This is a genomic window from Cryobacterium sinapicolor (assembly GCF_004403465.1).
Classification (GTDB): Bacteria; Actinomycetota; Actinomycetes; order Actinomycetales; family Microbacteriaceae; genus Cryobacterium; species Cryobacterium sinapicolor.
Genome location: NZ_SOGQ01000015.1, coordinates 73,281 through 98,732, shown reverse-complemented (window position 1 = coordinate 98,732; position 25,452 = coordinate 73,281). Strand labels below are relative to the sequence as shown.

Genomic DNA, 25,452 nt, shown 5'->3' with positions numbered 1-25,452 from the left:
CCCTACGGCCGAGGTTTTTGGCATTTGACATTGTGCACGCTGTTGAGTTCTCAAGGATCGGACGCACTCGACTTCAGGCCCAAATTAGGCTGTCGCTTCGAGGCAACTTATATAACTTAGCTGCCCGGCCAATTCCTGTCAAGTCGAGGTGAGCAGCACATTTCGAGTACGCCGAAGCACATTCAAAGGAATCCACACACTCAACCGGAGGACCAGTCGGAGAGAGTTACCATCTTGGCTTCTCTTCAAATGCTCCCTCAGCGGGTAGACATAAGAACAGAAACTAAAACCTTCGTCCCACTTGAGGCCGGTAAGCTCTGCGGCTTTCCGAACCTGTGGGGTGACTTAGATGACATTACGGTGAATGCTGAGGGCGCGCAACTCCCCTCAGCATCCCGGGCGTGTCGGCTGCGCGCCCCCATGGAGAGCCGCCGCACGACGACGATCGGCAGCCATGACGGTAGCCATCACGCCTTAGCGGCCGGTCGACACCGTGACGGTGAACTTGGCATTCCGCCCTACCTGGTGAGTGGGCCCAACCAGTCGGGTCAATGCCGGCCTATACCCGAGGTGGGTGTTCCACACCGTCCAGAGCTCACCGCTGGGCTGCAACACCCGCCCGGCATCCTCGAAGAGCTTCAGCGCGATGCCGGCATGCACCGAGGAGCCGATGTGAAAGGGCGGGTTCAGCACAATCAGATCCGCCGATGCAGCCGCCTGACTCTGGAGCGCGTCATCCCGGACAACCGTGACCCGGTCCGCGATCGCATTGGCCACCATGGTGCCCTGCGCGGAGGCGACGGCCGCAGCCGATTGGTCCGTGGCGATCACCCGCAGGGCGGGACGCCTCCGGGCGAGGGCGGCGGCGAGCACCCCGGTACCGCAGCCGAGGTCGATGGCGCTCCGGGCATCCGTCGTCATACGATCGACGAACTCGAGCAGGTAGCGCGTCCCGATATCGATGGTCGCGCCGGCAAACGCGGCCCCGTGAGCGCAGACGGTCAGCCCGAGATCGGCGTACGTCACCGAAATTGGCCAGGTGGATACCGCAGCCTGCGTCTCGGTGGAGATCGGCGCCTGGGCCCTGAGAATCCGCGACTTCTGCCGGGCCGGTGAGACCCGAAGCTCACCGAAATGCCGGCGCAGCACCTCGTTCATGGCCGGCGTCATGTGCTTGATCCGCCCACCGGCGATCACGAGTACATCCGGTGCCGCGAAACGACGGATGGCGTCCGCGTACTCATCGAGTGCCGCCAGGCTGCGCGGCAGTTGCATCAGTACCACCCGCGCGTTCGCCAGCAGCTCTTCGCCCAGGTCAAGGGAGCGGTAGGTTTCGGCAAGTCCGGCGTCAGCCGCGTTGAGCGAGAGCGCCATCTCCCCGGAGAGCGCATCCTGGTGCACCCGGATGCCTCGCGCGCCGGCCAGCGCGGCCGCGCCCAGGGTGAGTGCTCCATACCGGTCCTCGATCACCACGACCTCGCCGGCCCCGGCCCCGGCCAGCACACCTGCCGCCTCGTCGAGGATCAGCCGGTCGCTCGCATCCACGGCGAAGAGGTTGTCCGCTTCCACATCGGGAAAACGCCTCAGGCGGTCAAAGGAAAAATCAGACATTCCCTCAGGCTAGCCCGCGAGTGCGGCTACTTGTCTTCATTGGTCGAGCGGGAACCCAGGGGGCGCCAGATCACGATCTGGTTGGACCGGCGCGTGCGCGTTCCGGCCCGCATCGAGATGACCTCACCGGCCGAGCCGGCGGCGAAGACGCGCCGACCCGGACGGTTGAGCAGTTCATCGGCCAGCGCAGACTCCAATTCGCGCAGTCGCGATTCGAGCGTGCGCACGTGGTCCTCGAGCTCGATGATGCGACGGATGCCCTCCAGGCTCACGCCCGCAGCACCGAGTTCCGCAATCTCGCGAAGCTTAGCCACATCCCGCATCGAGTATCGGCGAGACCGACCGGGGGTGCGGTCGGGACTCACCAGCCCCAGGCGATCGTATTGGCGCAGTGTTTGCGGGTGCATGCCCGCAAGCTCGGCGGCCATCGAGATCACGAAAACCCGGGTGTTCTCATCCACTGTCAGTCTCTCGCCTTCGCAAGGAGCTCGTCGCGCGGATTCTCCTTCGGCAGCGCTTCCGCGAAGGCCGCGAGTTTCTCCTCGGCGTCCTTCGACAGATGTGACGGAACGGCAACCTGCACCTCCGCCAGCAGATCGCCGGTGCCCTTGGGTGTCACGACGCCCCGCCCCTTGACGCGCAGCACGCGTCCGCTCGGAGTGCCCGGGGCGATGCGCAGTTTGACCGGAGCTTCACCCAGCGTCGGCACTTCGATGGTGGCGCCGAGCGCGGCCTCGACGAACGTGACCGGCACGGAGACCCGCAGGTTCAGGCCGTCACGTTCGAAGACCGGATGCTTGCGTACGTTCACCGTGAGCACGATGTCGCCAGACTCGCCGCCGTCGGGGCTGTGCTGCCCCTGGCCGCGCAGTTTGATCTTCTGCCCGTCAGCCACCCCGGCCGGGATCTTGACTTTGATGGCACGGCCGTCTTGCGTCTGCAGGGTGATCTGGTCACCGTGTGTGGCCGTGATGAAGTCGACCGTGGTGGACGCGATCACGTCGCGGCCGCGGGTCGGTCCGCCGTAGCCGCGGAATCCGCCGCTCGACGTGCCGAAGCCGCCGCCACCCTGACCGCGACCGAACATGCCGCCGAGAAGGTCGTCGAAACCGCCCTGCTCGTAGGAGTAGCCGGGCTGTTGCTGCCGCGCTCCCCCACCGAACATGCCGCCGAAGACATCGTCGAAGCCTCCGGCCTGGCCGCCACCGGGGCGCGGGGCGGTGAAGCGGGCTCCGCCGCCCATCGCGCGCACGGCGTCGTATTCCTTACGTTGAACCGGGTCGCCGATCACCGAGTGTGCCTCGCTGATTTCCTTGAACTTCGCCTCGGCCGCAGGGTTGCCCGGGTTGGAGTCCGGGTGGAATTTGCGGGCGAGTTTGCGATAGGCCTTCTTCAACTCGGCCGGGGTGACGTCCTTCGACACACCCAGGACCTTGTAGAAGTCCTTATCGAACCAGTCCTGGCTAGCCATCGCTCGGTACCTGCACGACGACCTTGGCCACGCGCAGGAGCGATGAGCCGAGGAAGTAGCCGGTCTCGATCACGTCACCGACGGTCTCCGATTCGATGCCGGCGGTGGGCAGCTGGAAGATCGCCTCGTGGACGGTCGGATCGAACGGCTCGCCGACCGTGCCGAAGGACCTCACGCCCAGGCGCTCGACGCTCGCCCGCAGCTTCGCGGCGATCGTGCTGAACGCCGAGTCATCCACCAGGTCGCCGTGCTTCTCGGCGCGGTCGAGGTCATCGAGCACGGGGATCAGGCCCTTGACGACATCCACCGTGACGCGCTCGCGCTCGACCTCGCGGTTCGCTTCGGTGCGCCGACGGTAGTTGGCGTACTCCGCGGTGACCCGCTTGAGGTCGGCGAGGTGCTCGCTCGTGGGCTCGTCGACTTCGCGCGCGGCGGCGTCCAGAATGTCCTGGACCGTCAGCTCGTCTTCTTCGATCCCCTCGGCGGAGGCCTCCTCGGTGTCCTCACCGCTGACGGCTTCTGCGTCCGCGGCGGCCCCGGGGGCACCCTCAGCGGATGCCCCCTCTTCAAACGGCTCGTCCTCAGGACGCTTGGTGTCGTCTGCCATTACTTCTTGGCCTCGTCTTCGTCGTCGACGACCTCGGCGTCAACCACGTCTTCGTCGGAGCCGGCTGCGTCGGCGGCGGGCTCGGAGTCGGACGGGGCGCCGGCCGCGGCATCCGCCTGGCTGGTCTTGTAGATGGCCTCGCCGAGCTTGCCCTGGCTCTCGTTGAGCTTGTCGAAGGCCGTCTTCACGGCTGCGTCGTCGTCGCCGACGAGAGCCGCCTTGAGGGCGTCGACGTCGGCCTGAACCTCGGACTTGACGTCCTCGGGCAGCTTCTCGTCGTTCTCCTTGATCAGCTTCTCGATCGAGTATGCGAGCTGTTCGGCCGTGTTGCGGGTCTCGGCGGCCTCGCGGCGACGCTTGTCCTCGGCGGCGTGCTCTTCACCTTCGCGCACCATGCGCTCGATGTCTTCCTTCGCGAGCGAGGATCCGCCCGTGATGGTCATCGACTGCTCCTTGCCGGTGCCCTTGTCCTTGGCGGACACGTGCACGATGCCATTGGCGTCGAGGTCGAAGGTGACCTCGACCTGCGGGATGCCGCGCGGGGCCGGCGCGATGCCGGTCAGCTCGAACGTGCCGAGGTTCTTGTTGTCGCGGGTGAACTCGCGCTCGCCCTGGAAGACCTGGATCGCGACGGACGGCTGGTTGTCGTCGGCCGTGGTGAAGGTCTCGCTGCGCTTGGTCGGGATGGCCGTGTTGCGCTCGATGAGGCGGGTCATGATGCCGCCCTTGGTCTCAATGCCGAGGCTCAGCGGGGTGACGTCGATGAGCAAAACGTCCTTGCGCTCGCCCTTCAGCACGCCGGCCTGCAGTGCGGCGCCGACGGCGACGACCTCGTCCGGGTTGACGCCCTTGTTCGGGTCCTTGCCACCGGTCTCAGCCTTGACGAGTTCGTACACGGCGGGCATGCGGGTGGAACCACCGACGAGAACGACGTGGGCGATGTCTTCGACCTTGACTCCGGCTTCACGGATGACGTCCTGGAACGGCTTCTTCGTGCGGTCGAGCAGGTCTTCGGTCATCTTCTCGAACTGGGCGCGCGTGAGCGTCTCGTCGAGGTTGGCCGGGCCGTTCTCGGTCAGGGAGAGGTACGGCAGCTGGATGCTCGTCGACATGCTGCTCGAGAGTTCCTTCTTGGCCTGCTCGGCGGCTTCCTTGAGGCGCTGCTTGGCGATCTTGTCCTTGGAGACGTCGACGCCGGTGGTTTCCTTGAACTTCTTGATCAAGTGATCGACGATGCGCTGGTCCCAGTCGTCGCCGCCGAGGCGGTTGTCACCGGCGGTCGACCGCACCTGGATGGTGGAGAAGTCGTCGTCCTTGCCTACCTCGAGGAGGGAGACGTCGAAAGTTCCGCCGCCGAGGTCGAAGACCAGGATGAGCTCGTCTTCCTTGCCGCGGTCGAGGCCGTAGGCCAGGGCGGCCGCGGTGGGCTCGTTGATGATGCGCAGCACGTTGAGTCCGGAGATCTCGCCGGCCTCCTTGGTGGCCTGGCGCTCGGCGTCGTTGAAGTACGCGGGAACGGTGATGACGGCATCCGTCACCTTGTCGCCCAGGTACGCCTCGGCGTCGCGCTTGAGCTTGGCCAGAATGCGGGCCGAGACTTCCTGCGGCGTGAACTTCTTGTCGTCGATGGCGACGTTCCAGTCAGTGCCCATGTGGCGCTTGACCGACGCGATGGTGCGGTCGACGTTGGTGACGGCCTGGCGCTTGGCGGTCTCGCCGACCAGCACCTCGCCGTCCTTGGTGAAAGCGACGACGGACGGTGTGGTCCGGAAGCCTTCGGCGTTTGCGATGACGGTGGGTTCTCCACCTTCGAGGACGGCCACCACAGAGTTGGTGGTTCCGAGGTCGATGCCTACTGCACGGGCCATGTGTGCGTTCTCCTTCAAAGTATGTTCTCAACTCGATTTCTCAGAGTTGAGTGTTGCTGGCTCAAGTGTGCCAGTGTCTCAAATTGGAGTCAAGCCACGCACCTGAGAGTTGAGCGTGAACGACTCAACTTTGAGATTTCGCGGGATCGATGGTTTTCGGCTACCCCCATCCACTAGCCTCAGCGCATGACCGGGATCGCGGAGCAGGGCAGCACGGATGCCCAGGTGCAGCCAGACAAGTCGAGCAGACGCCGCGTAGTGGCCTGGAGCTTCTGGGACTGGGGCTCCGCCGCGTTCAATGCGGTGGTCACCACCTTCGTCTTCACCGTTTACATCACGGGCAGCTCCTTCGGCGACGAAGACGTCATTTCCGCCCAGCTCGGCTGGGCTCTCGCCATCGCCGGCTTGTTGGTGGCCGTGCTGGCGCCGATCACCGGGCAGCGCTCGGACACCTCCGGGCGGCGCAAGCTGTGGCTGGGGGTCAACACGTTCATCGTGGTGGGTCTCACCGCGGCGATGTTCTTCGTCGAGGCGTCGCCTGGCTTCTTGCTGCTCGGCCTTGTTCTGGTGGCCGCCGGAAACGTCTTCTTCGAGTTCGCCAGCGTCAACTACAACGCGATGCTGTCGCAGGTCTCGACCGCGCGCACCATCGGCAAGGTCAGCGGTTTCGGCTGGGGTATGGGCTATATCGGCGGCATCGTGCTGCTGCTCATCGTGTACTTCGGCTTCATCAGCCCCGACGTGGGCCTGTTCGGGGTGACCGGCGAGAACGGACTCGCGGTGCGGGTCACGATGCTGATCGCGGCTGCCTGGTTCGGACTGTTCGCCTTGCCGGTGCTGTTCTCGGTTCCCGAATACCGTTCCCCCGCCGCGGCGCGCCGGCCCCGGGTGAGCTTTCTCCGCTCCTACATCGTGCTCGGGCAGGACATTGCCCGGCTCTGGAAGACCAGCCGCCAGACGGTGTACTTCCTGATCGCGAGCGCGATCTTCCGTGACGGCCTGGCCGGGGTGTTCACCTTCGGCGGTGTGCTCGCGGCATCCGTCTTCGGATTCTCGCCCGGCGAGGTGATCATCTTCGCGATCGCCGCGAACGTCGTCGCGGGCGTGGCCACCATCATTTCCGGCGCGCTCGACGACCGGCTCGGCGCGAAGCCGATCATCGTGACCGCCCTGATCGGCCTGATCGTGTTCGGCAGCGTCGTGTTCCTGCTGCACGACGGCGGCCCGATCGTGTTCTGGACCGCCGGCCTCGCCCTGACGCTGTTCGTCGGGCCAGCCCAGTCGGCCAGCCGCACCTTCCTGGCACGCCTGATCCCGGCCGGCCGGGAGGGCGAGGTCTTCGGCCTCTACGCCACGACGGGACGCGCGGTGAGCTTCCTGGCGCCGACCATGTTCGCCCTGATGGTGACGATCTTCGGCGAAACCTACTGGGGAATCCTCGGGCTCATGCTGGTTCTGCTCGTGGGACTGCTCCTGCTGCTGCCGGTGAAGGCGCATCAGGACCAGATCGGCTAACGGATGCGGGTGGCCTCGTTGTGCTCCACCAGCACCCAGGTGGAACCCTCGTCATTGGAGACCCAGCCCTCCCAGGCGTAGGCGTCGGGCGTGATCGACGCGAAGTTCCAGCGGATCGGACGCCCGTCGGTGCCCGTGCCGTCCTGGCGCATCGCGTTGCGGTGCGGGGTCGCGACGAGGTGGCAGTATTCGCCGGATGCGGGGGCGAAGTAGCTGACCCGCCACACGCCGGCGTAGGGGTCGTAGACCCGCAGGGCCGTGGCGACGGTCTCGAATCCTGACGGGTGCGACTCGCTCGGGATGACCTCGACGTCTTGCACCGCGCGCCCGTCGAGTACGAAGTCGACGATCCAGGTGAATTCACGCCCGGTCCATTCGCCGGACGCCTCGTCGAGGCGGGACCCCGTGGCCGCCCAGGCGCCGACCAGCTGGCCGAACCGGCGCATCCGTCCCGGGTACTCGGGCGTCGGTCCCGGCGCGACGAGCGCCTCGGCAAGGCTGGGCACGGATGTGGTCATGGCCCGATTTTACCGGGCGCGTGTTGCATCCGTGTGAACCGGGTTACTCGGGCCCGGTGGTCGCGCCCGTGGAGACCGCCCGCCCGCGGTAGTCAAGCCCGTCGTCGAACCAATTCGACGGAGATTCTCGCCTGGAAGCGCTCTCTTCGGGGTTTTAGGACCGTTTTGCGTAAAATGTCCGTCGTATTCGTTCAACGCTCACGGCGGGGCGCACTCGACTAGGAGACCTCAGGCGCTCCCCGCACATCCGTGCAGTGGAAGTTCTGGAACGACCTCGACGCGGTCGGCCCGCGCTGGCCCTGGTAGCGGGAGCTGTATTCGCTCGAGCCGTAGGGGCGCTCGGCCGGCGAGCTCAACCGGAAGAAGCAAAGCTGCCCGATCTTCATGCCGGGCCACAGCTTGATCGGCAGGGTGGCGACGTTGCTCAGCTCGAGCGTCACGTGGCCGGTGAAGCCGGGGTCGATGAACCCGGCGGTCGAGTGCGTGAGCAGGCCGAGCCGGCCGAGCGAGCTCTTGCCCTCCAGGCGCGCGGCGACGTCGTCGGGCAGGGTGACCTTTTCATAGGTGGACCCGAGCACAAACTCGCCGGGGTGCAGGATGAACGGTTCGCCCGCGGCGGTCTCGATCAACCGGGTGAGATCGGGCTGGTCTTCAGCCGGATCAATATAGGGGTACTTGTGGTTGTCGAAAAGGCGGAAGAAGCCGTCGAGTCGCACGTCAATGCTGGACGGCTGGATCATGTCGGCCTGGTACGGCTCCAGACGAATTCGTTCCGCGTTGATTTCAGCCTTGATATCGCGATCCGAGAGCAGCACGGGTCCAGCCTAACGGCGCGGACTTGATATGCTGGCACTTCCGGTGCGGGCTTGCCCGCTCGACGGACATGCGGATGTAGTTCAATGGTAGAACTTCAGCTTCCCAAGCTGATAGCGCGGGTTCGATTCCCGTCATCCGCTCTCCCTTACCTCCCTGGCCGAATGATGTGCCGCGTCGGCGGCCTCCGGTATCGTCGGAACCATGACCGACCCGACACTGCGTATGCCCAACTCCGTGCTGCGGGTTGTTCTCGACCTCGGCGTGTTGCCCCTGGACATCCCCCCGCTGCCGCCACGCTTCCGGCACCCGGAGTTCGACGCCGATTGGGATGACGAGGAGCAGGTCGCCGGCATATTCCTCGGCTTCGACGACGGAGAGTTCCACCTGGATATCCTGGAAGAGGGCGTCGAGTACCACTTCCACCACGCCGACGGCTCCTCGAGCGACGACAGCCCGTGGCCGGCCGCCGACACCCAGGCCCTCGTCGACTGGGCGACCGGCTTCGTGTTGCACGTCGCCCCGCGCCTCCCGGATCTGCTGGAAGACGCGGACGAGGCCGCCGAATGGCATCATGTGGGGCTGCCGGTGTACTCCCGCGACTACGGGCCGGTCCCGCTCGAAATCCTCGACGTGGAGCTGGAAGGCGAGCAGCTGATGCTCCCTTGGCTCGGCTCCGGCCACATCGCCGACGAGCATCTCGACGGGCCCGATCACCCGATCGCGCTCCTGTGGAACCCCGAACACGAGGATCCGGACATCCCGATCGCCCGGGTGTGGCTGCACCCGAAGACCGGGGAGCCGAAAGCGCGCGCGGAGGCGGGCGTGGACTGGGCTGCCGTCGGGCTCACCAAAGCAGAGGTCCTGTCGTGGGCGGAGAGCCTCTACCTGAACAATCACGTGATCGGCGACCCGGCCCAGATGATCATGCGGGCCGCACTGGAACGCATGGCGGGGCTCGATCGCTAGTAGCGTGAGCCCGGGCGTTCCCGAGGTCGGAGTGAACTTGGGTGCGCGGCAGGACTGCCCTGCGCCTCATCGGCGGCGAGCGCGAGCTCGACGAACGCGCGCACCGCGGCCGACGCACGCCGCTTGCGCGATGCCGCCAGGTAAACGGTGAAGTTGGGCAGGTTCGCCACGGGCAGCCGGTGCACGCCCAGAGCATCCTGGGCCGTGAATTCGGGCAGCAGGGCCACGCCGAGTCCATTGGACACGTATTCGGCGGCCGTTCCGATGTCGGAGACCTCGATCATGACCCGCCGCTCGAGGCCCGCGGCGGTGAAGGCATCGTCCACGATCCGGCGGCTGGCGTAGCCGGGCGGCAGATCGATGAACTCCTCCGGCACCAGGTCTCCTAGTTCCACGGCCTGCGCCTGGGCGAGGCGGTGACCCTTCGGCACCACCAGCACCATCGGCGACGAAGCGATCGGCACGGCTAGGAGCGCGGTCGGCGCCGGCCCGCTGAGCGCGAGGAAGGCCAGGTCGAGTTCGCCCGAGACCAGCTCGTCCACCAGCCCGGCCGACCCCCGCCGGGCCGCGCGCAGCCGCACGCCGACGCCCGGGTGGCCGGCGCGGAAGAGACCGAGCAGCCGGGGCACATTGACGAGCGTGACCGAGGTCATCAGCCCGATCACGATGGACCCGGTGATGGCGCGGGTGGTCTCCTGGGCGGCATCGCGCACCTCGTTCACGGCGTCGAGGGCGTCGCGCACCCTCGGCAGCAGCACTTCGCCAGTCGTAGTGAGCCTGATCTGGCGGCGGCTGCGATCGAACAGTTCGACACCCAGTTCGCTTTCGAGCGAGCGGATACCGGCCGAGACGGCGGATTGGGCGATGGTGAGCCGGTCCGCGGCGCGGGTAAAGCTCAGCTCGCCGGCGACGGCACTGAAGAATTCGAGATGTCTCAGGTCCATGGGCCTAAGCATCTCATTGGCAGATCGTTTGCATCGCCACTCGGCGTTGTTTCTTATTGAACGAGCAACGAGGATTGAGGGGAGGCCGATTCAGCACGGCGAGCCGGGAGGCATCCGAATGACCACCACTTCATCTGTTCAGAGCGACGACAACACGTCCGAGGTCACGCTTGCACGCCAGGACGCCGGCACCCCCGTGTCATCCACCCGCTCCGCCCAACGCGTGGTCGAGTGCCTGAAGGCCTACGGCGTGCAGTGGGTCTTCGGCGTTCCCGGCGCCAAGATCGACCCCGTCTACGACGCTCTCGTCGACGACGGGCCCGAGGTGATCGTGGTGCGCCACGAACAGAATGCGGCGTTCATGGCCGCAGCCGTCGGGCGACTGAGCGGCGAGCCCGGCGTCGTCCTGGTGACGAGCGGTCCGGGCACCTCCAACCTCGCGACGGGCCTCCTGACGGCGACGACCGAGGGTGACCCGGTGGTCGCCCTGTGCGGCGCGGTCCCGCGTGCAGACCGATTGAAGCGCACGCACCAGACCATGGATGCCGTGGGCATGCTGTCCGCCGTGACCAAGTCCGCCGGAGAGGTCAGTGTCGCCGACAACGTGCCGGAGGCCATCGCGAATGCGTTCCGCGAGGCAACCCAGGAGCCCAAGGGCGCCGCCGCTGTCGTGCTCCCCTACGACGTGCTCACCGACTCGACGACCGTGTCGATGAAACATCCGCACTGGGTGCCGCAGCTCGGCGCCGCACCCACCGAGAGCGTGCAGCGCGCTGCCACCCTGTTGAAGGATGCGAAGTTCCCGGTCATCCTCGCCGGTGCCCGTTCCGGTTCGGACCGGGCCGTCGAGGCGCTGCACCGCCTGCTGGGCGTGGCCGGGCTGCCCGTCGTCGAGACGTTCCAGGCCGCGGGAGTCATCTCGCACGAGCTCGAAGAGCACTACCTCGGACGCGTGGGCCTGTTCCGCAACCAGCCCGGGGACATCCTTCTGCACAAGGCCGACGTGATCCTGACCGTCGGCTACGACTTCGTCGAGTACGAGCCGTCGAAATGGAACAAGGATCACCTGCGTGTGATCATCCACCTCGACGAGCTCTCCGCCGACCTCGACGACTACTACCGCCCCACCATCGAACTGCGCGGCGACGTCGCCGAGACCCTCGACGCCCTCGCCCGCCAGATCGAAGGTCTGACCATGCCGGCCGCCGCCGCGACCGAGGTCGCCGAGCAGCGCGCCCGCCTCGCGCACGCCGACCAGCCCACCGGTCGCCGGGACGAGTCCGAGGGCGTGCACCCGGCCGACCTCACCCTGATGATGCGCGAGCTGCTCCCGGATGACACGACGGTGCTCTGCGACGTCGGCTCCCACTACATCTACATGGCCCGGCACTTCCGCACCTACCACCCGCGCACCCTGCTGTTCTCGAACGGTCAGCAGACACTGGGCGTGGCGCTGCCCTGGGCGATCGCCGCGACGCTGGTGCGTCCGGGCACCCCGGTCGTGTCCGTGTCGGGCGACGGCGGTTTCCTCTACTCCGCAATGGAGCTGGAGACGGCCGTGCGGCTCGGCTCCACGTTCACGCACATCATCTTCAACGACGGCACCTACGACATGGTGGCCTTCCAGCAGATGGGCAAGTACGGGCGCACCTCCGGCGTTCAGCTGGGCGACTACGACGCCGTCGCCTACGCCGAATCATTCGGCGCCCACGGCCACCGGGTCACGCACCTCGACGACTTCGCGGGCATCCTTGCGCAAGCCCTGGCCGAGCCGGGCCCAAGCATCATCGACGTGCACGTCGACTACCGCAACAATAGAGATGACCTGATGGCCGATCTGGAAAGCGATGTATTGCAATGAGCAAATCCACTGTCACCCGACACGAAATCTTCCAGACGAGCCTGATGAGCGCGCTGCTCGACGGCGTCTATGAAGACGAGATGACCGTAGCCGACCTGCTCAGCCGCGGCAGCTTCGGCATCGGTACGTTCAACGGACTCGACGGCGAAATGCTGATCATCGACGGCACCTGCTATCAGCTGCGGGCCGACGGCGGAGTATCGAAGGCCGACCTGGGCGCGTACACGCCTTACGCCGTCGTCACGAACTTCGTCCCTCACATCGAGAGCACGCTGCCGCAAAACATCGTGCGCACCGAGGCGTCGACGTTCATCGACAAGATGACTGCATCGCAGAACTACATGTACGCCCTGCGCATCGACGGCGACTTCGAGTGGATCAAGATGCGCACGGTCGTCAAGCAGGAGAAGCCCTACCGCCCCATGGTGGAGGCCACCGACGAGGACGCGATCATCGAACTGCATAACGTCTCCGGCGTCGTGGCCGGCTTCCGCACCCCGCTCTACGAGCAGGGCATCGGCGTTCCCGGCTGTCACACTCACTTCGTCACCGACGACCGCACGGCCGGCGGCCACGTGCTCGACTTCAAGCTGCGTTCCGGCACCGCAGCCCTGTGCCTCGGCACCGACCTGCGCCTTCAGCTGCCGCTGACGGATGCCTTCAAGAACGCCAACCTGGCCCCGGACGACCTCGAGTGGCAGATTCAGAAGACCGAGATGCACGCCTGAGGCGGACGTACGATAGGGAAATGACCGACGCCCTGCCGCTGTGCCCCGAATGCTCCAGCGAATACGCCTACGAGATGGGTTCGCTCCTGGTCTGCCCGATCTGCGCGCACGAGTGGAGCAACGAACCGGCCGACGAGGCCCCGGCGGCCGAGAACAGCACCATCACGGATGCCTTCGGCACCGTGCTCGCCGACGGTGACACCGTGACCATCATCAAGGATCTCAAGGTCAAGGGCAGCGCCACGGCCATCAAGGTGGGCACGAAGGTACGCAACATCCGCCTGGTGGATGGTGTGGGCGACCACGACATCGACTGCAAGGTCGACGGGTTCGGCTCCATGCAGCTCAAGTCCAGCGTGGTGAAGAAGGCCTAGCCCCTCGACCTGGACCGACGGCTCTCCAGTAGCGCCGCCAGATCGGTGCTCACCAGGGCCCGCATCCGTTCCGCCCGTCGCTGGGCGTAATCGGGCTCCCGGCTGTCGACGACCTGTTCGACCAGCCTGTTGGCGAGCGCGGCGCCGATCTCCTCACTGGCATCCGTGCGGGCCCGCTCGAGCAGGTCGGCGACCTGCTCGTCGTCCCGGGCCACGGCCCGCAGTGCACCGGCGAGCTTCAGGTGCACCCGGCGTCGCAGAGCCAATTGGCGCACCTCCAGCCGGTCATCGTCGGTGATGTCGAACGCGCTCCGCTGCCGGCCCACGGCTTTTCGCTGCCGGCCGACACGTTCGGCGTCTTCCTCGTTGTGCGTCGCCTGCCGGGTCAGCTCGGAGCGGGTGGCCGCGGTGTAATCGGCCCCAGCGAAATCGCGGTGCTCGCGCAGCGCACCCACGATGATGTGGTTCTTCACGGCCATGCGCACCGCGGAGAGCGCGATGAGCAGGCCCTCGTCGACAATCCGCTCAAAGGAGGCCATGGCGATACCCTATGCCCCACGCGCCCGCGGGGGTTTCATGGGCTGCATGACGGCAGGAACCGAGGCCTCGACACGCTGGCCCACCATCCCCACGACGATTCGCGACCGATGACCGAACTGGAGGCGCGGGCAGCTGTGTACGCGGCGATCCATCTGGTGGCGCCGGATGTCGACACCGACGATCTCGACGAGGGCGCGCGACTGCGCCAGGATCTGGAACTCGACTCGTTGGGCTTCCTGCGGCTGATCCAGACGATCCACAAGGCGACGGGCGTCGACACCTCAAAGCACGATTACACGGTTGTCACGACGGTGAACGACCTGATCAGCTACGTCGCCGCACACGGCTGATTCATTCCCGAGCATTATTCGGTTTCTGCAGGCCCGAGTCAAGGCCCTCGACGCGGTCTCCCCCTGGCTGTGTACTAATGTTCCAGCCCGAACTGGAGGAACCCATGACCATTACCGCACATGCATCATCCGTTGCCACCTATAACCGCGCAGCGACGGATGCGTTCGGCGACTACCTGAGAAAGATCGGAGCCGTCTCCCTCCTCACCGCCGAGGACGAGGTCGACCTGGCCAGACGCATCGAAGTCGGCCTGTTCGCCGAGCAGCGCAGCGAGCAGGGCGAGATTGACCCCTCGCTTCTCCGCGAGCTGGCCTGGCTGGCCCACGACGGCCGCCGGGCGAAGAACCACTTCATCGAAGCGAATCTGCGCCTGGTGGTCAGCATCGCCAAGCACTACTCCGGCCGAGGCATGCCCATCATGGACCTCGTCCAAGACGGCAACATCGGCCTCGTCCGCGCCGTCGAGAAATACGACTTCATGACCGGCTACAAATTCTCCACCTACGCCACCTGGTGGATCCGCCAAGCCATCCACCGCGGCATGGCCGACAAATCCCGCATGATCCGCATCCCCGTACACACCGCGGAGAAACTCAACAAGATCAAGCGCATCCGCCGCGACCTCACCAGCACCCTCGACCGCGAACCCACGATCGCGGAACTGTCGGAGGCCTCGCAGATCCTGCCGATCGACATCATGCGGCTGCTGCGCTACGACAACGAGCCGATGTCCCTGCAGTCCCCGGTCGGCGATGGTCTCGGCGACATCTCCGAGCTGATCATCGACGACGACCTGCCCCAGCCCGAGGAGCACGCCGTGTTGACCATGAGGGCTTCGGACATCACCTTCTATATGAGCGCCCTGCCCCCGCGCGAACGGTCCATCCTGATGTCCCGCTTCGGTCTCGACGGGGGGGCGCCCCAGACCCTGGACCAGATCGCGGTCGTGCAGGGCGTGACCCGGGAACGGGTGCGCCAGATCGAGAAGCGCGCACTCGCCCTGCTGAAGGTGCCGTGCCTGGAGCAGTACCTGCGGGACTGACCGGTTCACGAGGCGGCTGACACGGCTCCAGGAGTCACGTCAGCCGCCGGAAGCGCGAAAATGGATTCATGTCTTCCGTCAGCGCTGCACCCACGTCACTGCCCGCATCCGTTCGAATCGGAGAGGGGGCAGGCGGCCTCGCCGTGGTGCGGGTGGCCGGCCGCGCCGGCTCCGCCGAGATCTACCTGCACGGCGCCCAGGTCACCGACTTCATCCCCGCGGGCGGGCGGCCCGTGCTCTTCCTGAGCAAGGCGAGCAGGTTCGAGACCGCCACCGCGATCCGCGGCGGCGTGCCGATCTGCTTCCCCTGGTTCGGCGCGAACACGGTCGACCCGGCCGCGTCGGCGCACGGTTTCGCCCGCCTGAGCGAGTGGGGACTCGTGGACGCCCACGAAGTCGACGACGACGTCGTGCTGACCTTCCTCCTCACCGACACTCCCGCCACGCGCGCGTCGGCCTGGCCGCACCACTTCGAAGCCCGCTACACGGTCACGGTGGGTGCCCGTCTGTCCCTCGCCCTGCAGGTGACCAACCGGGAGGCGGATGCGATCGAGTACGAAGAGGCACTACACACCTATCTGCGGGTGAGCGATGTGCGCGGCACGACGGTTTCCGGGCTGCAGGGCACCGCGTTCCTGGACCAGCTGACCGGCCTCACCGAGCCCGCGGAGAACAGCCCCGTCGGCTTCGCCACCGAGACGGACCGACTGTATCTGGGCAGCCGAGGCAGCGCCACCGTGGCCGACCCGGACGGCCGCACCGTCACGATCGAATCCGACGAATCGGACAGCACCGTGGTGTGGAACCCCTGGATCGGCAAGGCCGCCAGGATGAGCGACTTCGGCGACGACGAGTGGACCGGAATGGTCTGCGTGGAAACCGCCAACGTCCGCCGGGATCAGGTGCGCCTGGAACCCGGCCAGAGCCACACGACAACCGTCGTGTTCGAGGTTTCGGCGTGAGCTTCGATCCGTGGGACTGCCGCGTAGAATTTTTATTATGCAATCGCGTGACGAAATCGTGTCGGCCCACGTCCTACTAGTGTCGGCTGGCTCGTATCGCGCGCCACGACGGATTGGAGCACGCCATCGCTAACCAAAGCACCCCCACTCTTGAGTCCGAACCTCTGTCCGGACCAGGAAAGACCGTCATTGCCGATGGCGTCGTCGCGAAGGTCGCCGGTATCGCGGCACGCGAGGTTCCGGGCGTCTACGCACTCGGTGGCAGCGCAGCGCGGGCACTCGGAGCAATCCGGGAAGCCCTCAGCGGTGCCGACCTCTCCCCCGGGGTGAGCGTCACGACCGAAGGCGACACAGCATCCGTGACCATTTCCATCGTCGTCGAGTACCCGCACGAACTGCAGAAGGTCGCGGGCGAGGTGCGCAACGCGGTCGAGACGGGGATCGAGACGATCGTCGGCATGCAGGTCACAGCGGTGGACGTGATCGTCAAGGATGTGCACCAGTCGACGAATGACGCCGATGCAGACGCAGACGCAGACGCAGACGCAGGCTCAGGCTCAGGCTCACAGCCGGACTAGTTCGGCACTTCACCTCCCCTCACCAACACTTACACCCCCCAGCACACAACCAAACAGAAAGACGCAAGGACAAATTATGGGCTTCATCGGATTCCTCATTCTCGGACTCATCGCCGGCGCAATCGCAAAGGCCATCCTGCCGGGCAGCCAGGGCGGCGGCTGGGTCATCACCCTGATCCTTGGCGTTCTCGGCGCGTTCCTCGGTGGTTTCCTCGGCTCGGTCATCTTCGGCACCGGACTCGAGAACTTCTTCGACATCTCGACTTGGCTTCTCGCCATCGCTGGTTCCGTCATCGTTCTCGTGATCTACGGCGCTCTCACGGGACGTCGCAGCCGCGCCTAAGTCACGGCAGCACGACAAGCACGACAGGCACGAACGAACGGGCGCACTATTGGGGGGTGCGCCCGTTCGTTCGTGCTTTTTTGTTTCTGCTGGGGCGTGAGGCCTCCCCGAGCCTGAGCCTTTGTGCCTGCGTCCTTGCGCCTCAGCGCCGGGGGCGTCAGTCGCCGGGGGTGTCAGTCGCCGGCGACGTCGTGCAGATGATGCACCGGGTCGTGCACGAAGTACTGCCCCATCGTGGTGACGGTGAAGCGGGCACCGTCACTGCGGCGGCCGGTTCGCCTCTGCTCAGCGGGCTGCACGGCGGCGAAGGCGTCGGCGACGGATGCCGCGGCCTCGGCGAGTTCGCGGGCCACGACCGCCGGCTCCTGCTCGTTGTACCGCTCGCTGACTGCTGTGGCGTCCTGGTCCCAGTTCGGGAAAGCCGGGTCATCCTCGACGAGCATGAGGGCCAGGCGCTTGTCGAAGTTGCGGAACACGTCGCGAACATGGGCGGCATACTCCAAGGCCGACCAGGTCTGGTCGTCTGGGCGCGTCGCGACATCCGTTCGCTGCAGCACCGGCTGCCAGCGGTCCGCGTTCTCGCGAACCAGACGCGGGATGAGCGCGAAATCCACGTCGGCGGCGGCGAAACCGCACTCCGGGCAGGGGCGCGCCAGCACCCAGGTCCAGTCTTTGGTGTCTGCGCTGATTCCCATTGGGCGATCCTATCCGGCGGTCGCCGGCTGCTCCAGCCGCGTCGACTCGCAGACGGCGGCAGCCCGCATCTCCGCCGCAACCTGCGCCTCGGTCCAGGGCAGATCCGGCCGGGGTGCCGGCACAGCCCCTGCCGTGGGCGCGGCGCCGGCGACGGCGGCAAGCCGGCGGGCGACAACCTCGGCGAATCCGCGGCCGGCGGTCGAGTTGTTGAAGGCGACCACCACCGTGAGCCCGCTGACCGGGTCGGCCATCGCCGCCGAGATGAACCCGGGGATCTCCCCGGACTGACCGCGCAGCGGGCCGAATTGTTCGACCCCGAGGCCGTGCTGCTGCCACGACGGCGCTCCGGCGCCAGGCAGGACCGGGGCCCACTGCGCATCCGTCGACTCCTCCGACAGCAGCGTCCCCGAGGCCAGCGCCTGCACCCAGATTTTCACGTCCTCGAGGTTCGAGACGGCGCCCGCGGCCACCCCGCCCACCGACGGTGACAGCTCGGTCACGTCGATCACGCTGCCACAGCGGGCGGCACCGGCCGGATCGAGCGACGTGGCATAGCCGCGGGGACTCGGCCCCGGGACCGCCAGCTCGCCCGGTGACGGCAGGCCGGTGTTCGTCATGCCCAGCGGTTCGAACACGTAGTGCCGGTACAGCCACGGCCAGTCGCGTCCGGTTGCCTGCTGCAGGGCGAGGCCGAGCAGCACGACCCCGGTGTCCGACGGGGACCAGGTTCCGCCGGGCAGCGCCACCCGCGGAGCCCCCGTGCCGCTCGCGATGATCTCGCGCGCCGACCACCGGCGGGTGGGGTTCGCCACGATCCGCGGAGCCAGCAGAGCGGTGTGATCGGCCAGGCCGGACGTGTTGCGGCAGAGCTGCGCGAGGGTGATCCCGTCCAACCCCACTACCCGGGGTAGGTAGTCGGACACCGGATCGTCGAGGCGCACCCGCTCTTCATCGACGAGTCGGAGCAGCACAGTACAGGTCAGCGCCGTGGTGTTGGTGCCGATCCGGAATGGCATCTCCGGGGTGAGCGCGCCGGGCGACGTCGTGGAAACGTTGCCGGGCGACACGACCCAGGTGCCGGCCCAGGGAGCCCAGACCCCGGCAATGGCGCCGGTGGAACCGGACAGGGTCGTCGCCTCCGCCAGCACGGCCTCCAGCCGGGCCGCGACCGCGGCCGAGAACGGGGCCGCCGCCTGCCCGCGAGCGTGCGGGGAGGCATCCGTCGCCGCCGTGCACGCCGTCAGCACCAGGGTGGCACCCAGAACGAGCGCGGGCACGCGGTGGTGGCGCGGGCGCGCGTGAAGAGGCGGCGGGCTGGTTGGTGCGGGGTCGGTTGGTGCCTGGTTTCCCTGGCTTCCCTGGCTGACCTTCATCGCCTGACCCCCGTCGCGTCGCGGTCCGCGCAGGGCGCCCCTGCACGAGGGAGTGTACCCACGCCTCCGCCCGCCCGCACCGCGTTGCTGCCGGCTGTCGCCCGGCTCCCGCCCGGCTCCCGCCCTTACGAATTCGACGGAGATTTTGGGCTACAGACACGATTCAGACCGGTTTTGCACCGTTTCCGGCAAAATCTCCGTCGAATTCGTTCGGGTTGTCGGCGGGAGAGGCGGCGGGCGGGGCAGCGGGGCAGCGGGGCAGCGCCGCGCATGCGGGGCAGCGCGGAGGTCGCGGCGAGCGCGGGCTAGTCAGTCCGCGGGCGTGACCGGGCGGAGGGTCCCGGTCGGCCGCGGACCGCGCATGAAGCGTTGCACGTTCTCGTCCACGATCATGTCGCTCGGGCGCAGGGGGCGGGTCAGATAGAGGCCGTCCAGGCTGGTCAGCCGGCTGAGGGCCACGTAGGTCTGGCCAGGGCTGAACACGCGCGCGCCGAGGTCGACGACCGCCCGCTCATAGGTGGCCCCCTGCGACTTGTGGATGGTGACCGCCCACGCGAGCCGCAGCGGGAATTGGGTGAACTCGGCCACAACGTCTTTGCGCAGCTTCTTGGTGGTCGGGTTGTAGGTGTACTTGAACTTCTCCCACACGGCCGGTTCGACCTCGTGCGTTTCGCCGTCGATGTCGACGTACACCGTCGAGTCGACCCGGGTGACGGTGCCGATGCTGCCATTCACCCAGCGCGGGCCGCCATCCTGGTTGGAATCGTTGCGCAGGAACATGACCTGCGCCCCGACCTTCAACTCGAGCACCTCATCGGCCGGGAACGTGCGCCCGCCGAAGTCGCCCGTGACGTCGGCCTTGGCCGTGCGCGCCTTGCCGGCGAGCCGTTTGAGAGCGGATGCATTGATGCGGTTCACGGAATCGTTGCGGGTGGCCAGCGTGATCACGCCTTCGCTCGGCGGGGTTCGGGCGCCCGCGGCGTTGAGAGCACCGCCGATCTCGGCCGTGACCTGCCCGTGCCGCACCGCGTTGAGCATGTGCTTGAAGTCCGCGTCGCGCTGGCGGTGCACCTCGGTGAGCTCGAAAATGCGCAGGTCCGCGCCCTGCCACACCTTCGCGTCGAAGAACCACATCGACCGGTAGGTGTCCGCGAAGTAAGCGCGCTCGTCAGAATCCCCGGGCACCGGGGCCAGCTGGTAGGGGTCGCCGAAGAGCACGATCTGCGCGCCGCCGAACGTGTCGTGCGGTCGCTGCCGCGCCTGGCGCAGGCTGCGGTCGATCGCATCCATCAGGTCGGCGTTGACCATCGACACCTCGTCGATGACGACCGTGTCGATCGTGTTGAGCAGTTTGCGCACCTGATCCGACTGGTCGATCGCGTTGTCGGCGATCACGCCGATCGGCAGGCGGAACAGGGAGTGGATGGTCTGGCCGCCCACGTTGAGTGCCGCCACACCGGTGGGAGCGGCGATCACGATCTGCTTGCTCGTGTTCCAAGAGAGGTGATTGAGCAGCGTTGACTTGCCGGTGCCGGCGCGCCCGGTGACGAACACGTTCTGCCGGGTTCCCTCAATCGCCTGGAACACTTCGGCCTGCTCGCGAGACAGCGGAATCTCAGACACGGGGGCGCTTTCGACGAGGTACGGACGGGACATACCACTGTATCCGCCCCGGCTGCACGAGTCGTCCGCGGTCTGCGGGTCGGTGGAGAACCGGCCCCGTAGGATGTGGGGGTGAGCAACCAGGACGGCAGGCGCCGGCGTAACCAGCGGCGCGCCATCGCGGCCGTGGTCGTCATCGCCGCCCTTCTCGGCGCCGGTCTGGTCGCGACCATCGGGTCGCTCAACCGTGACCTCTACAGCGCCGGCAGCTTCGTGGGGCAGTATCTCGGCGCCCTGGCTCGCCAGGACACCGCCAGTGCGCTGCTGCTCCCGGGGGTCAGGCCTACGGCTGCCGAGCTCGAGGCGGCCGCGCTTCCGAAGGACCTGCCGGACACCCTGCTGCGGAACTCCGTGCTGGGGGAGCTCACCGACATCCGTCTGACCGGTGACGACGAGTCGGCCGACGGGCGGCACACGATCGAATACGGGTTCCGCCTCAACGGCACACCCGCGACGATGACCTTCCAGGTGGAGAGTGCCGGCTCGTTCTTCGGCGTTTTCGACAGCTGGCGCTTCACGACCAGTCCCCTGGCCGTGCTGCGCGTGAACGTGCTGCACCAGTCCACGTTCTCGGTGAACAAACTGACCCTCGACACACGTGCGCACGCCGCCGACGACGACGCACCGGCAGCGTTCTCGAACCAGGCGGCCTACCTGGCCTTCGCACCCGCCCAGTACACGTTCGAGCACACCTCCACCCTGCTCGACGCGGCCCCGCAGACGGTGCCGGTCGTCGTGTCCGGGGTGACGGATGTCACGGTCGACGCCCAGCCCAACGCCCAATTCATCGGCCAGGTCCAGGCCGAGCTGGACCGTTTCCTCGACGATTGCACCACGCAACAGGTGTTGCAGCCCTCGAACTGCCCGTTCGGCATCGAGATCAACGACCGGGTGCGGGACGACCCGATCTGGTCGATCGCCGAGTATCCCCCGGTCACCCTCGCGGCCGGCGACACCACGTTCGAGATGCCCGACACCGAGGGTCAGGCGCACATCGTGGTTGAGGTGCAGTCACTCTTCGACGGCGAGATCGAGGTGCGGGACGAGGACGTCTCCTTCGCGGTCGCGATCAGCGTGACCGTGAACCCGGACGGATCGCTCGCCCTCCAGCTGCGCTGACCCTCGGGTTATTCGACGCGGTCGTGCTCGGCTAGGCGGGCCAGCCCGGCGTTGTACTGGTTCAGTTCGGCATCGCCTGTGCGTGCCGCGTTGCGGTCCTTGCGGCGGGTCTCCTTCTCGTCGCTGCGGCTCCACTGAATGGCCACGGCGATGGCCAGGGCGATGGTCGGGATCTCGCCGACGCTCCAGGCGATGCCGCCGCCCATCTGCTGGTCCTCGATGCCGCTGAGCCCCCAGTCGCGGCCCATGGCCCCGTACCAGTCGGCGAGGAGCAGCCCGGTCCCCGTCATCATGGTCACGCCGAAGAAGGCGTGGAACGCCATCGTGCCGAGCAGCAGCAGTAGGCGGCCGGCGTAGGGCAGGCGGTAGGGCACCGGGTCGATTCCGATCAGTGACTGCACGAACAGGTAGCCGGTGATCAGGAAGTGCACAATCATCCACTCGTGGCCGATGTGGTCGGTCGTTGCCCAGCTGAACAGCGACGAGTAGTAGAACACCCAGAGCGAGCCGGCGAAAAGCCCGGCCGCGACCAGCGGATTCGACAAGACACCCGCGTACTTCGAATGCACAGCCAGCAGAATCCACTCGCGCGGGCCCCGGCTGTCGTCCTGCCGCTTGGTGATGGCGCGCGCCGCGAGGGTGATCGGCGCCCCGGGCACCAGGAACACAGGGACCAGCATGGTCAGGGCCATGTGCATGAGCATGTGGGAGGAGAAGAGGTACTTCGCGTAGAGGTTGGCGCCACCGTTGGTGATGTAGAACAGGATCAGCATGCCGGTCACCCAGAGCACCGTGCGGAAGACGGGCCACGTGTCGCCGCGGCGGGCCAGGCGGCGCACACCGGCCAGGTAGAAAAAGATGCCGAACGCGCAGAACAGCACCCAGGCCAGGTCGAAGTCCCACTCGGTGAAGTAGCGGCTGAAGGTGAGCGGCGGCGGCAGAAGTTCACCGGTCAGGATCTGCGCGGGCGTCGAGGTGGGGATCTCCGTCGCCGTGATCTGCTCCACCGGCGTCGCGGTCTTGGCTAGGGCGGCTGCGGCGCCGGAGGCGAGCCCCATGAAGGCCAGTTCCGTCACGACGAGCCACCAGAACCAGACTCCCCGGCGGGGTGCGGGGGCCCGGGCGTCTGCGGGGGTGCTCCGCAGCATCCGCCCGATCAGGAACCGGCGCTGCAGCACGCCGAAAGCGCCGAGCGCAGTGAGGGCGAAGACTTTGACCAGAACGAGGATGCCGTAGGGCGAGAGTAACTCGTCCCAGGCGCCCAACCGCAGTTCGGCGCCGACGTACCCGGACGCCGCGACGACGATGAAGGAGACCAGTGCGAGCGAGGAGTAGCGCGCGATGACCGGGTCGATCCGACCGCCGGCCAGCTGCTGGCGCAGCACGATGACCGTGAGCAGCCCACCCAGCCAGACCGCGGCGAAGACCAGGTGCAGACCCAGGGCGGTGATGGCCACGTCGTGCCCCTCGGCGCCGGCCGCGTGCCCCTGCAGCGCCATGGGCACCAGGGCGCCCACGGCCAGGAGCGTGACGAAAAAGAGCCCGGTCAGGGAACGCACCGCGAAGCACAGCACGGTGACGAAGGCAGCGATCAGGGTGGTGATCAGCCAGGCCTGGCCGATCTCGATCTCGCTGAAGAACTGACCGGCGGTGGCGCTGAACCTGTCATCGAAGCTGAGCGGGATGGTCGTCACCTGCAGGAACGTGAAGAAGCCGGTGAGGGCGGATGCCACGGTGAAGACGGCGGCGGACCCGGCGGCGAAATCGAGGGCCGCGTTGTACTCGGGCTCCCGGGGGCTCAGGGCGAAGAGGGTGAGCACGAGGGCCCCGATGGTGCCCGCAGCGCTGAGGTTGACGAGCAGCTTGGCCAGCGGGAGGCCCCACCGCACGATCGGTCCCGGATCAGCCAGCAGCTGCGCCGCCGCGCCGCCGCCGTAGGCCAGCGCGATGAGCGTCGCCAACGTTGCGACCAGCAGGAGCGCTGCCGGACCGGAGATACGCACGAGACGAGGCACTGACTCAGCCTAACCGTGCCTGATGGACGCACGCTGCACGAGGGGCTCGGCACGACGCCCACACACGAAAGCAGGGCGCCGACGGAAGTCGACGCCCTGCCCTTCTTGGTGCGAGACCTACTTGGCGGCAGCCTTGAGCTTGCTACCAGCGGTCAGCTTGACGCGGTGGCCCGCGGCGATGGCGATCTCTTCGCCGGTCTGCGGGTTGCGGCCCGTGCGCGCTGCGGTAGCGGTGCGCTCGACTCCGAGCCAGCCCGGGATCGTGACCTTGCCGTCGTTCGCGACGGTGTCGGCGAGAGTTGCAAAGAAAGCGTTCAGAACGCTGTCGACTGCAGCCTGGCTCTGGCCAGAGTCTGCGGCAACCTTGGCAACGAGCTCGGTCTTGTTCAGCGACTTGTCAGCCATTGAGTGTCCTCCTCGGACCTTTGTCTGTAAAAACAGGTGTTCACGTATTGCGGGCGACGCTCCGGGAGCGACTCCGTTTGGCCGGTTGGACCGCGTTGAATCTAGCAGACAACCGCGGAATTACGCGGATTTGCGGCGTTTTCAGCCCGTTTGGCTCCCGGATCGGCTTCATTTCCGCTGTCCGCGAAAAAAGAGAGAGGATGCCGACCGAAATCGACATCCTCTCGTTTCAGAACCGAAGTTCCGAATGACCGGCTAGGTGGCCTGGTGCGGTGTTACCAGCTGGACTTGGTGATACCGGGCAGTTCGCCGCGGTGAGCCATGTCGCGGAAACGAACGCGCGAGATGCCGAACTTGCTGAGGTGTCCACGGGGACGGCCGTCAACCGCGTCGCGGTTGCGCAGGCGAACCGGCGACGCGTTGCGGGGAAGCTTCTGCAGGCCGAGGCGAGCAGCTTCACGCGACTCGTCGGTGCCGGCCGGGTCAACGAGGGCCTTCTTGAGCTCAAGGCGCTTCGCGGCGTAGCGCTCGACGATAACCTTGCGCTGGTTGTTCTTGGCAATCATGCTCTTCTTCGCCATTTTTAGCGCTCCTCACGGAAGTCAACGTGCTTGCGCACTACGGGGTCGTACTTCTTGAGCACGAGACGGTCGGGGTCGTTGCGACGGTTCTTCTTGGTCACGTAGGTGTAACCGGTGCCGGCCGTCGAACGGAGCTTGATGATCGGGCGGACGTCATGCTGCTTGGCCATTAGATTTTCTCCCCACGGGCGAGAAGGTCCTTGACGACCGATTCAATGCCACGTGCGTCGATGACCTTGATGCCCTTGACGGACAGGGTCAGCGTGACGTTGCGGCGAAGTGACGGTACGTAGTACTTCTTGGTCTGAACGTTCGGGTCGAAGCGACGCTTGGTGCGTCGGTGCGAGTGCGAAATGTTGTGTCCGAAGCCGGGAACGGCTCCGGTCACCTGGCAAGTAGCTGCCATGGTTCTCCTCCAATACCGAAGGGCGAATGCCCTTCCCAAGATCTCTTGTCGGCTGGCACGACAACACTCCCGCACAGGCGAAAGCGCAGCGAACCAGCAG

General features: G+C 66.7%; 28 protein-coding genes and 1 tRNA gene. 12 read left to right on the top strand and 17 right to left on the bottom strand.

Going from position 1 to position 25,452, the window contains the following annotated elements; all coding sequences use genetic code 11:
• Window positions 1-474 precede the first annotated feature (474 nt).
• From E3T28_RS03670 to dnaK, 5 genes are read right to left on the bottom strand one after another with little or no spacing between them, the layout of a single operon-like run.
• Window positions 475-1,611 (bottom strand): class I SAM-dependent methyltransferase, encoded by a 1,137-nt coding sequence (locus E3T28_RS03670; RefSeq protein ID WP_134428039.1) that lies wholly within the window; start codon window positions 1,609-1,611, stop codon window positions 475-477.
• Between the two features lie 26 nt (window positions 1,612-1,637).
• Complete coding sequence (locus E3T28_RS03665) at window positions 1,638-2,072, bottom strand: heat shock protein transcriptional repressor HspR (RefSeq protein ID WP_134428037.1); 435 nt, start codon at window positions 2,070-2,072, stop codon at window positions 1,638-1,640.
• Window positions 2,073-2,074: 2 nt separating this feature from the next.
• Window positions 2,075-3,082, bottom strand: a complete 1,008-nt coding sequence (locus E3T28_RS03660) for a DnaJ C-terminal domain-containing protein (protein WP_134428035.1) — start codon at window positions 3,080-3,082, stop codon at window positions 2,075-2,077.
• Window positions 3,075-3,689, bottom strand: a complete 615-nt coding sequence (locus E3T28_RS03655) for a nucleotide exchange factor GrpE (RefSeq protein ID WP_134428033.1) — start codon at window positions 3,687-3,689, stop codon at window positions 3,075-3,077. Before E3T28_RS03655 ends, E3T28_RS03660 begins: the two co-directional genes overlap by 8 nt.
• Window positions 3,689-5,557: a molecular chaperone DnaK gene (dnaK, locus tag E3T28_RS03650; RefSeq protein WP_134428031.1), complete on the bottom strand. Its 1,869-nt coding sequence runs from the start codon at window positions 5,555-5,557 to the stop codon at window positions 3,689-3,691. The genes E3T28_RS03655 and dnaK overlap by 1 nt, the downstream gene beginning before the upstream one ends.
• Window positions 5,558-5,743: 186 nt before the next feature.
• Between dnaK and E3T28_RS03645 the strand changes: the two genes are divergently transcribed.
• Window positions 5,744-7,072 (top strand): MFS transporter, encoded by a 1,329-nt coding sequence (locus E3T28_RS03645; protein WP_134428029.1) that lies wholly within the window; start codon window positions 5,744-5,746, stop codon window positions 7,070-7,072.
• Here E3T28_RS03645 and E3T28_RS03640 read toward each other — a convergent pair.
• Window positions 7,069-7,590 (bottom strand): hypothetical protein, encoded by a 522-nt coding sequence (locus tag E3T28_RS03640; RefSeq protein ID WP_134428027.1) that lies wholly within the window; start codon window positions 7,588-7,590, stop codon window positions 7,069-7,071. The two genes, E3T28_RS03645 and E3T28_RS03640, sit on opposite strands and share 4 nt — an antisense overlap.
• A 218-nt stretch (window positions 7,591-7,808) precedes the next feature.
• The gene (gene dcd / locus E3T28_RS03635) at window positions 7,809-8,405 is read right to left on the bottom strand and encodes a dCTP deaminase (protein WP_134428025.1); all 597 of its coding nucleotides are present in this window, start codon (window positions 8,403-8,405) and stop codon (window positions 7,809-7,811) included.
• A 70-nt stretch (window positions 8,406-8,475) separates the two neighbouring features.
• Here dcd and E3T28_RS03630 point away from each other — a divergent pair.
• Window positions 8,476-8,546 (top strand) — tRNA-Gly (locus E3T28_RS03630).
• Between the two features lie 61 nt (window positions 8,547-8,607).
• Window positions 8,608-9,372: a hypothetical protein gene (locus E3T28_RS03625; protein WP_134428023.1), complete on the top strand. Its 765-nt coding sequence runs from the start codon at window positions 8,608-8,610 to the stop codon at window positions 9,370-9,372.
• Here the strand turns inward: E3T28_RS03625 and E3T28_RS03620 are convergent.
• Entirely contained in the window at window positions 9,369-10,316 is a 948-nt protein-coding gene (locus E3T28_RS03620; protein ID WP_241979143.1) for a LysR family transcriptional regulator, read from the bottom strand. The genes E3T28_RS03625 and E3T28_RS03620 overlap by 4 nt on opposite strands.
• Before the next feature lie 118 nt (window positions 10,317-10,434).
• On the opposite strand from E3T28_RS03620, the gene alsS reads away from it, so the two are divergent.
• From alsS to E3T28_RS03605, 3 genes are read left to right on the top strand one after another with little or no spacing between them, the layout of a single operon-like run.
• On the top strand, window positions 10,435-12,177 hold the full coding sequence (gene alsS / locus E3T28_RS03615; RefSeq protein ID WP_134428021.1) for an acetolactate synthase AlsS: 1,743 nt from the start codon (window positions 10,435-10,437) through the stop codon (window positions 12,175-12,177).
• On the top strand, window positions 12,174-12,905 hold the full coding sequence (gene budA / locus E3T28_RS03610) for an acetolactate decarboxylase (protein ID WP_134428019.1): 732 nt from the start codon (window positions 12,174-12,176) through the stop codon (window positions 12,903-12,905). Before alsS ends, budA begins: the two co-directional genes overlap by 4 nt.
• Before the next feature lie 20 nt (window positions 12,906-12,925).
• Window positions 12,926-13,279, top strand: a complete 354-nt coding sequence (locus tag E3T28_RS03605; RefSeq protein WP_134428017.1) for a zinc ribbon domain-containing protein YjdM — start codon at window positions 12,926-12,928, stop codon at window positions 13,277-13,279.
• On the opposite strand, the gene E3T28_RS03600 is transcribed toward E3T28_RS03605, so the two are convergent.
• A complete protein-coding gene (locus E3T28_RS03600; RefSeq protein WP_134428015.1) occupies window positions 13,276-13,818 on the bottom strand; it encodes a hypothetical protein in 543 nt (180 codons plus the stop codon). The two genes, E3T28_RS03605 and E3T28_RS03600, sit on opposite strands and share 4 nt — an antisense overlap.
• Before the next feature lie 108 nt (window positions 13,819-13,926).
• On the opposite strand from E3T28_RS03600, the gene E3T28_RS03595 reads away from it, so the two are divergent.
• The 5 genes from E3T28_RS03595 (at window position 13,927) to E3T28_RS03575 (ending at window position 17,095) form a co-directional block, all read left to right on the top strand.
• Complete coding sequence (locus E3T28_RS03595) at window positions 13,927-14,169, top strand: acyl carrier protein (protein WP_134428013.1); 243 nt, start codon at window positions 13,927-13,929, stop codon at window positions 14,167-14,169.
• A 104-nt stretch (window positions 14,170-14,273) separates the two neighbouring features.
• Window positions 14,274-15,212 (top strand): sigma-70 family RNA polymerase sigma factor, encoded by a 939-nt coding sequence (locus E3T28_RS03590; protein WP_134428011.1) that lies wholly within the window; start codon window positions 14,274-14,276, stop codon window positions 15,210-15,212.
• Between the two features lie 68 nt (window positions 15,213-15,280).
• Entirely contained in the window at window positions 15,281-16,174 is an 894-nt protein-coding gene (locus tag E3T28_RS03585) for a D-hexose-6-phosphate mutarotase (protein WP_134428009.1), read from the top strand.
• 113 nt (window positions 16,175-16,287) lie between these two features.
• Entirely contained in the window at window positions 16,288-16,752 is a 465-nt protein-coding gene (locus E3T28_RS03580) for an Asp23/Gls24 family envelope stress response protein (RefSeq protein ID WP_241979142.1), read from the top strand.
• 76 nt (window positions 16,753-16,828) lie between these two features.
• On the top strand, window positions 16,829-17,095 hold the full coding sequence (locus tag E3T28_RS03575) for a GlsB/YeaQ/YmgE family stress response membrane protein (RefSeq protein WP_134428007.1): 267 nt from the start codon (window positions 16,829-16,831) through the stop codon (window positions 17,093-17,095).
• A 173-nt stretch (window positions 17,096-17,268) separates the two neighbouring features.
• On the opposite strand, the gene E3T28_RS03570 is transcribed toward E3T28_RS03575, so the two are convergent.
• The 3 genes from E3T28_RS03570 to E3T28_RS03560 form a co-directional block, all read right to left on the bottom strand.
• Complete coding sequence (locus tag E3T28_RS03570; RefSeq protein WP_134428005.1) at window positions 17,269-17,790, bottom strand: DinB family protein; 522 nt, start codon at window positions 17,788-17,790, stop codon at window positions 17,269-17,271.
• Window positions 17,791-17,799: 9 nt separating this feature from the next.
• Window positions 17,800-19,068 (bottom strand): serine hydrolase domain-containing protein, encoded by a 1,269-nt coding sequence (locus tag E3T28_RS03565; protein ID WP_166786912.1) that lies wholly within the window; start codon window positions 19,066-19,068, stop codon window positions 17,800-17,802.
• 405 nt (window positions 19,069-19,473) lie between these two features.
• Window positions 19,474-20,820 carry an ATP-dependent DNA helicase gene (locus E3T28_RS03560; RefSeq protein ID WP_420898255.1) on the bottom strand — a complete coding sequence of 449 codons (1,347 nt, stop codon included), beginning with the start codon at window positions 20,818-20,820 and terminating at the stop codon, window positions 19,474-19,476.
• Between the two features lie 78 nt (window positions 20,821-20,898).
• Between E3T28_RS03560 and E3T28_RS03555 the strand changes: the two genes are divergently transcribed.
• A complete protein-coding gene (locus tag E3T28_RS03555) occupies window positions 20,899-21,945 on the top strand; it encodes a hypothetical protein (RefSeq protein WP_134428001.1) in 1,047 nt (348 codons plus the stop codon).
• 8 nt (window positions 21,946-21,953) lie between these two features.
• On the opposite strand, the gene E3T28_RS03550 is transcribed toward E3T28_RS03555, so the two are convergent.
• The 5 genes from E3T28_RS03550 to rpmB all read right to left on the bottom strand — a co-directional run bounded on the left by E3T28_RS03550 (window position 21,954) and on the right by rpmB (window position 25,352).
• Window positions 21,954-23,960: a bifunctional copper resistance protein CopD/cytochrome c oxidase assembly protein gene (locus tag E3T28_RS03550; RefSeq protein ID WP_174776786.1), complete on the bottom strand. Its 2,007-nt coding sequence runs from the start codon at window positions 23,958-23,960 to the stop codon at window positions 21,954-21,956.
• A 117-nt stretch (window positions 23,961-24,077) separates the two neighbouring features.
• The gene (locus E3T28_RS03545; protein WP_104099750.1) at window positions 24,078-24,365 is read right to left on the bottom strand and encodes an HU family DNA-binding protein; all 288 of its coding nucleotides are present in this window, start codon (window positions 24,363-24,365) and stop codon (window positions 24,078-24,080) included.
• Between the two features lie 275 nt (window positions 24,366-24,640).
• Window positions 24,641-24,946 carry a 30S ribosomal protein S14 gene (rpsN, locus tag E3T28_RS03540; protein WP_134364793.1) on the bottom strand — a complete coding sequence of 102 codons (306 nt, stop codon included), beginning with the start codon at window positions 24,944-24,946 and terminating at the stop codon, window positions 24,641-24,643.
• Window positions 24,947-24,948: 2 nt separating this feature from the next.
• Window positions 24,949-25,116 carry a 50S ribosomal protein L33 gene (gene rpmG, locus E3T28_RS03535; protein WP_104099752.1) on the bottom strand — a complete coding sequence of 56 codons (168 nt, stop codon included), beginning with the start codon at window positions 25,114-25,116 and terminating at the stop codon, window positions 24,949-24,951.
• Window positions 25,116-25,352: a 50S ribosomal protein L28 gene (gene rpmB / locus E3T28_RS03530; RefSeq protein WP_104099753.1), complete on the bottom strand. Its 237-nt coding sequence runs from the start codon at window positions 25,350-25,352 to the stop codon at window positions 25,116-25,118. The genes rpmG and rpmB overlap by 1 nt, the downstream gene beginning before the upstream one ends.
• Between the last annotated feature and the right edge of the window lie 100 nt (window positions 25,353-25,452).

Coding starts and splice junctions, on each gene's coding strand:
- E3T28_RS03670 (WP_134428039.1), bottom strand. CDS start 1,611: ATGTCTGATTTTTCCTTTGACCGCCTGAGGCGTTTTCCCGATGTGGAA.
- E3T28_RS03660 (WP_134428035.1), bottom strand. CDS start 3,082: ATGGCTAGCCAGGACTGGTTCGATAAGGACTTCTACAAGGTCCTGGGT.
- E3T28_RS03655 (WP_134428033.1), bottom strand. CDS start 3,689: ATGGCAGACGACACCAAGCGTCCTGAGGACGAGCCGTTTGAAGAGGGG.
- dnaK (WP_134428031.1), bottom strand. CDS start 5,557: ATGGCCCGTGCAGTAGGCATCGACCTCGGAACCACCAACTCTGTGGTG.
- E3T28_RS03645 (WP_134428029.1), top strand. CDS start 5,744: ATGACCGGGATCGCGGAGCAGGGCAGCACGGATGCCCAGGTGCAGCCA.
- E3T28_RS03640 (WP_134428027.1), bottom strand. CDS start 7,590: ATGACCACATCCGTGCCCAGCCTTGCCGAGGCGCTCGTCGCGCCGGGA.
- E3T28_RS03625 (WP_134428023.1), top strand. CDS start 8,608: ATGACCGACCCGACACTGCGTATGCCCAACTCCGTGCTGCGGGTTGTT.
- E3T28_RS03620 (WP_241979143.1), bottom strand. CDS start 10,316: ATGGACCTGAGACATCTCGAATTCTTCAGTGCCGTCGCCGGCGAGCTG.
- alsS (WP_134428021.1), top strand. CDS start 10,435: ATGACCACCACTTCATCTGTTCAGAGCGACGACAACACGTCCGAGGTC.
- budA (WP_134428019.1), top strand. CDS start 12,174: ATGAGCAAATCCACTGTCACCCGACACGAAATCTTCCAGACGAGCCTG.
- E3T28_RS03605 (WP_134428017.1), top strand. CDS start 12,926: ATGACCGACGCCCTGCCGCTGTGCCCCGAATGCTCCAGCGAATACGCC.
- E3T28_RS03600 (WP_134428015.1), bottom strand. CDS start 13,818: ATGGCCTCCTTTGAGCGGATTGTCGACGAGGGCCTGCTCATCGCGCTC.
- E3T28_RS03595 (WP_134428013.1), top strand. CDS start 13,927: ATGACCGAACTGGAGGCGCGGGCAGCTGTGTACGCGGCGATCCATCTG.
- E3T28_RS03590 (WP_134428011.1), top strand. CDS start 14,274: ATGACCATTACCGCACATGCATCATCCGTTGCCACCTATAACCGCGCA.
- E3T28_RS03585 (WP_134428009.1), top strand. CDS start 15,281: ATGTCTTCCGTCAGCGCTGCACCCACGTCACTGCCCGCATCCGTTCGA.
- E3T28_RS03575 (WP_134428007.1), top strand. CDS start 16,829: ATGGGCTTCATCGGATTCCTCATTCTCGGACTCATCGCCGGCGCAATC.
- E3T28_RS03570 (WP_134428005.1), bottom strand. CDS start 17,790: ATGGGAATCAGCGCAGACACCAAAGACTGGACCTGGGTGCTGGCGCGC.
- E3T28_RS03560 (WP_420898255.1), bottom strand. CDS start 20,820: ATGTCCCGTCCGTACCTCGTCGAAAGCGCCCCCGTGTCTGAGATTCCG.
- E3T28_RS03545 (WP_104099750.1), bottom strand. CDS start 24,365: ATGGCTGACAAGTCGCTGAACAAGACCGAGCTCGTTGCCAAGGTTGCC.
- rpsN (WP_134364793.1), bottom strand. CDS start 24,946: ATGGCGAAGAAGAGCATGATTGCCAAGAACAACCAGCGCAAGGTTATC.
- rpmG (WP_104099752.1), bottom strand. CDS start 25,116: ATGGCCAAGCAGCATGACGTCCGCCCGATCATCAAGCTCCGTTCGACG.
- rpmB (WP_104099753.1), bottom strand. CDS start 25,352: ATGGCAGCTACTTGCCAGGTGACCGGAGCCGTTCCCGGCTTCGGACAC.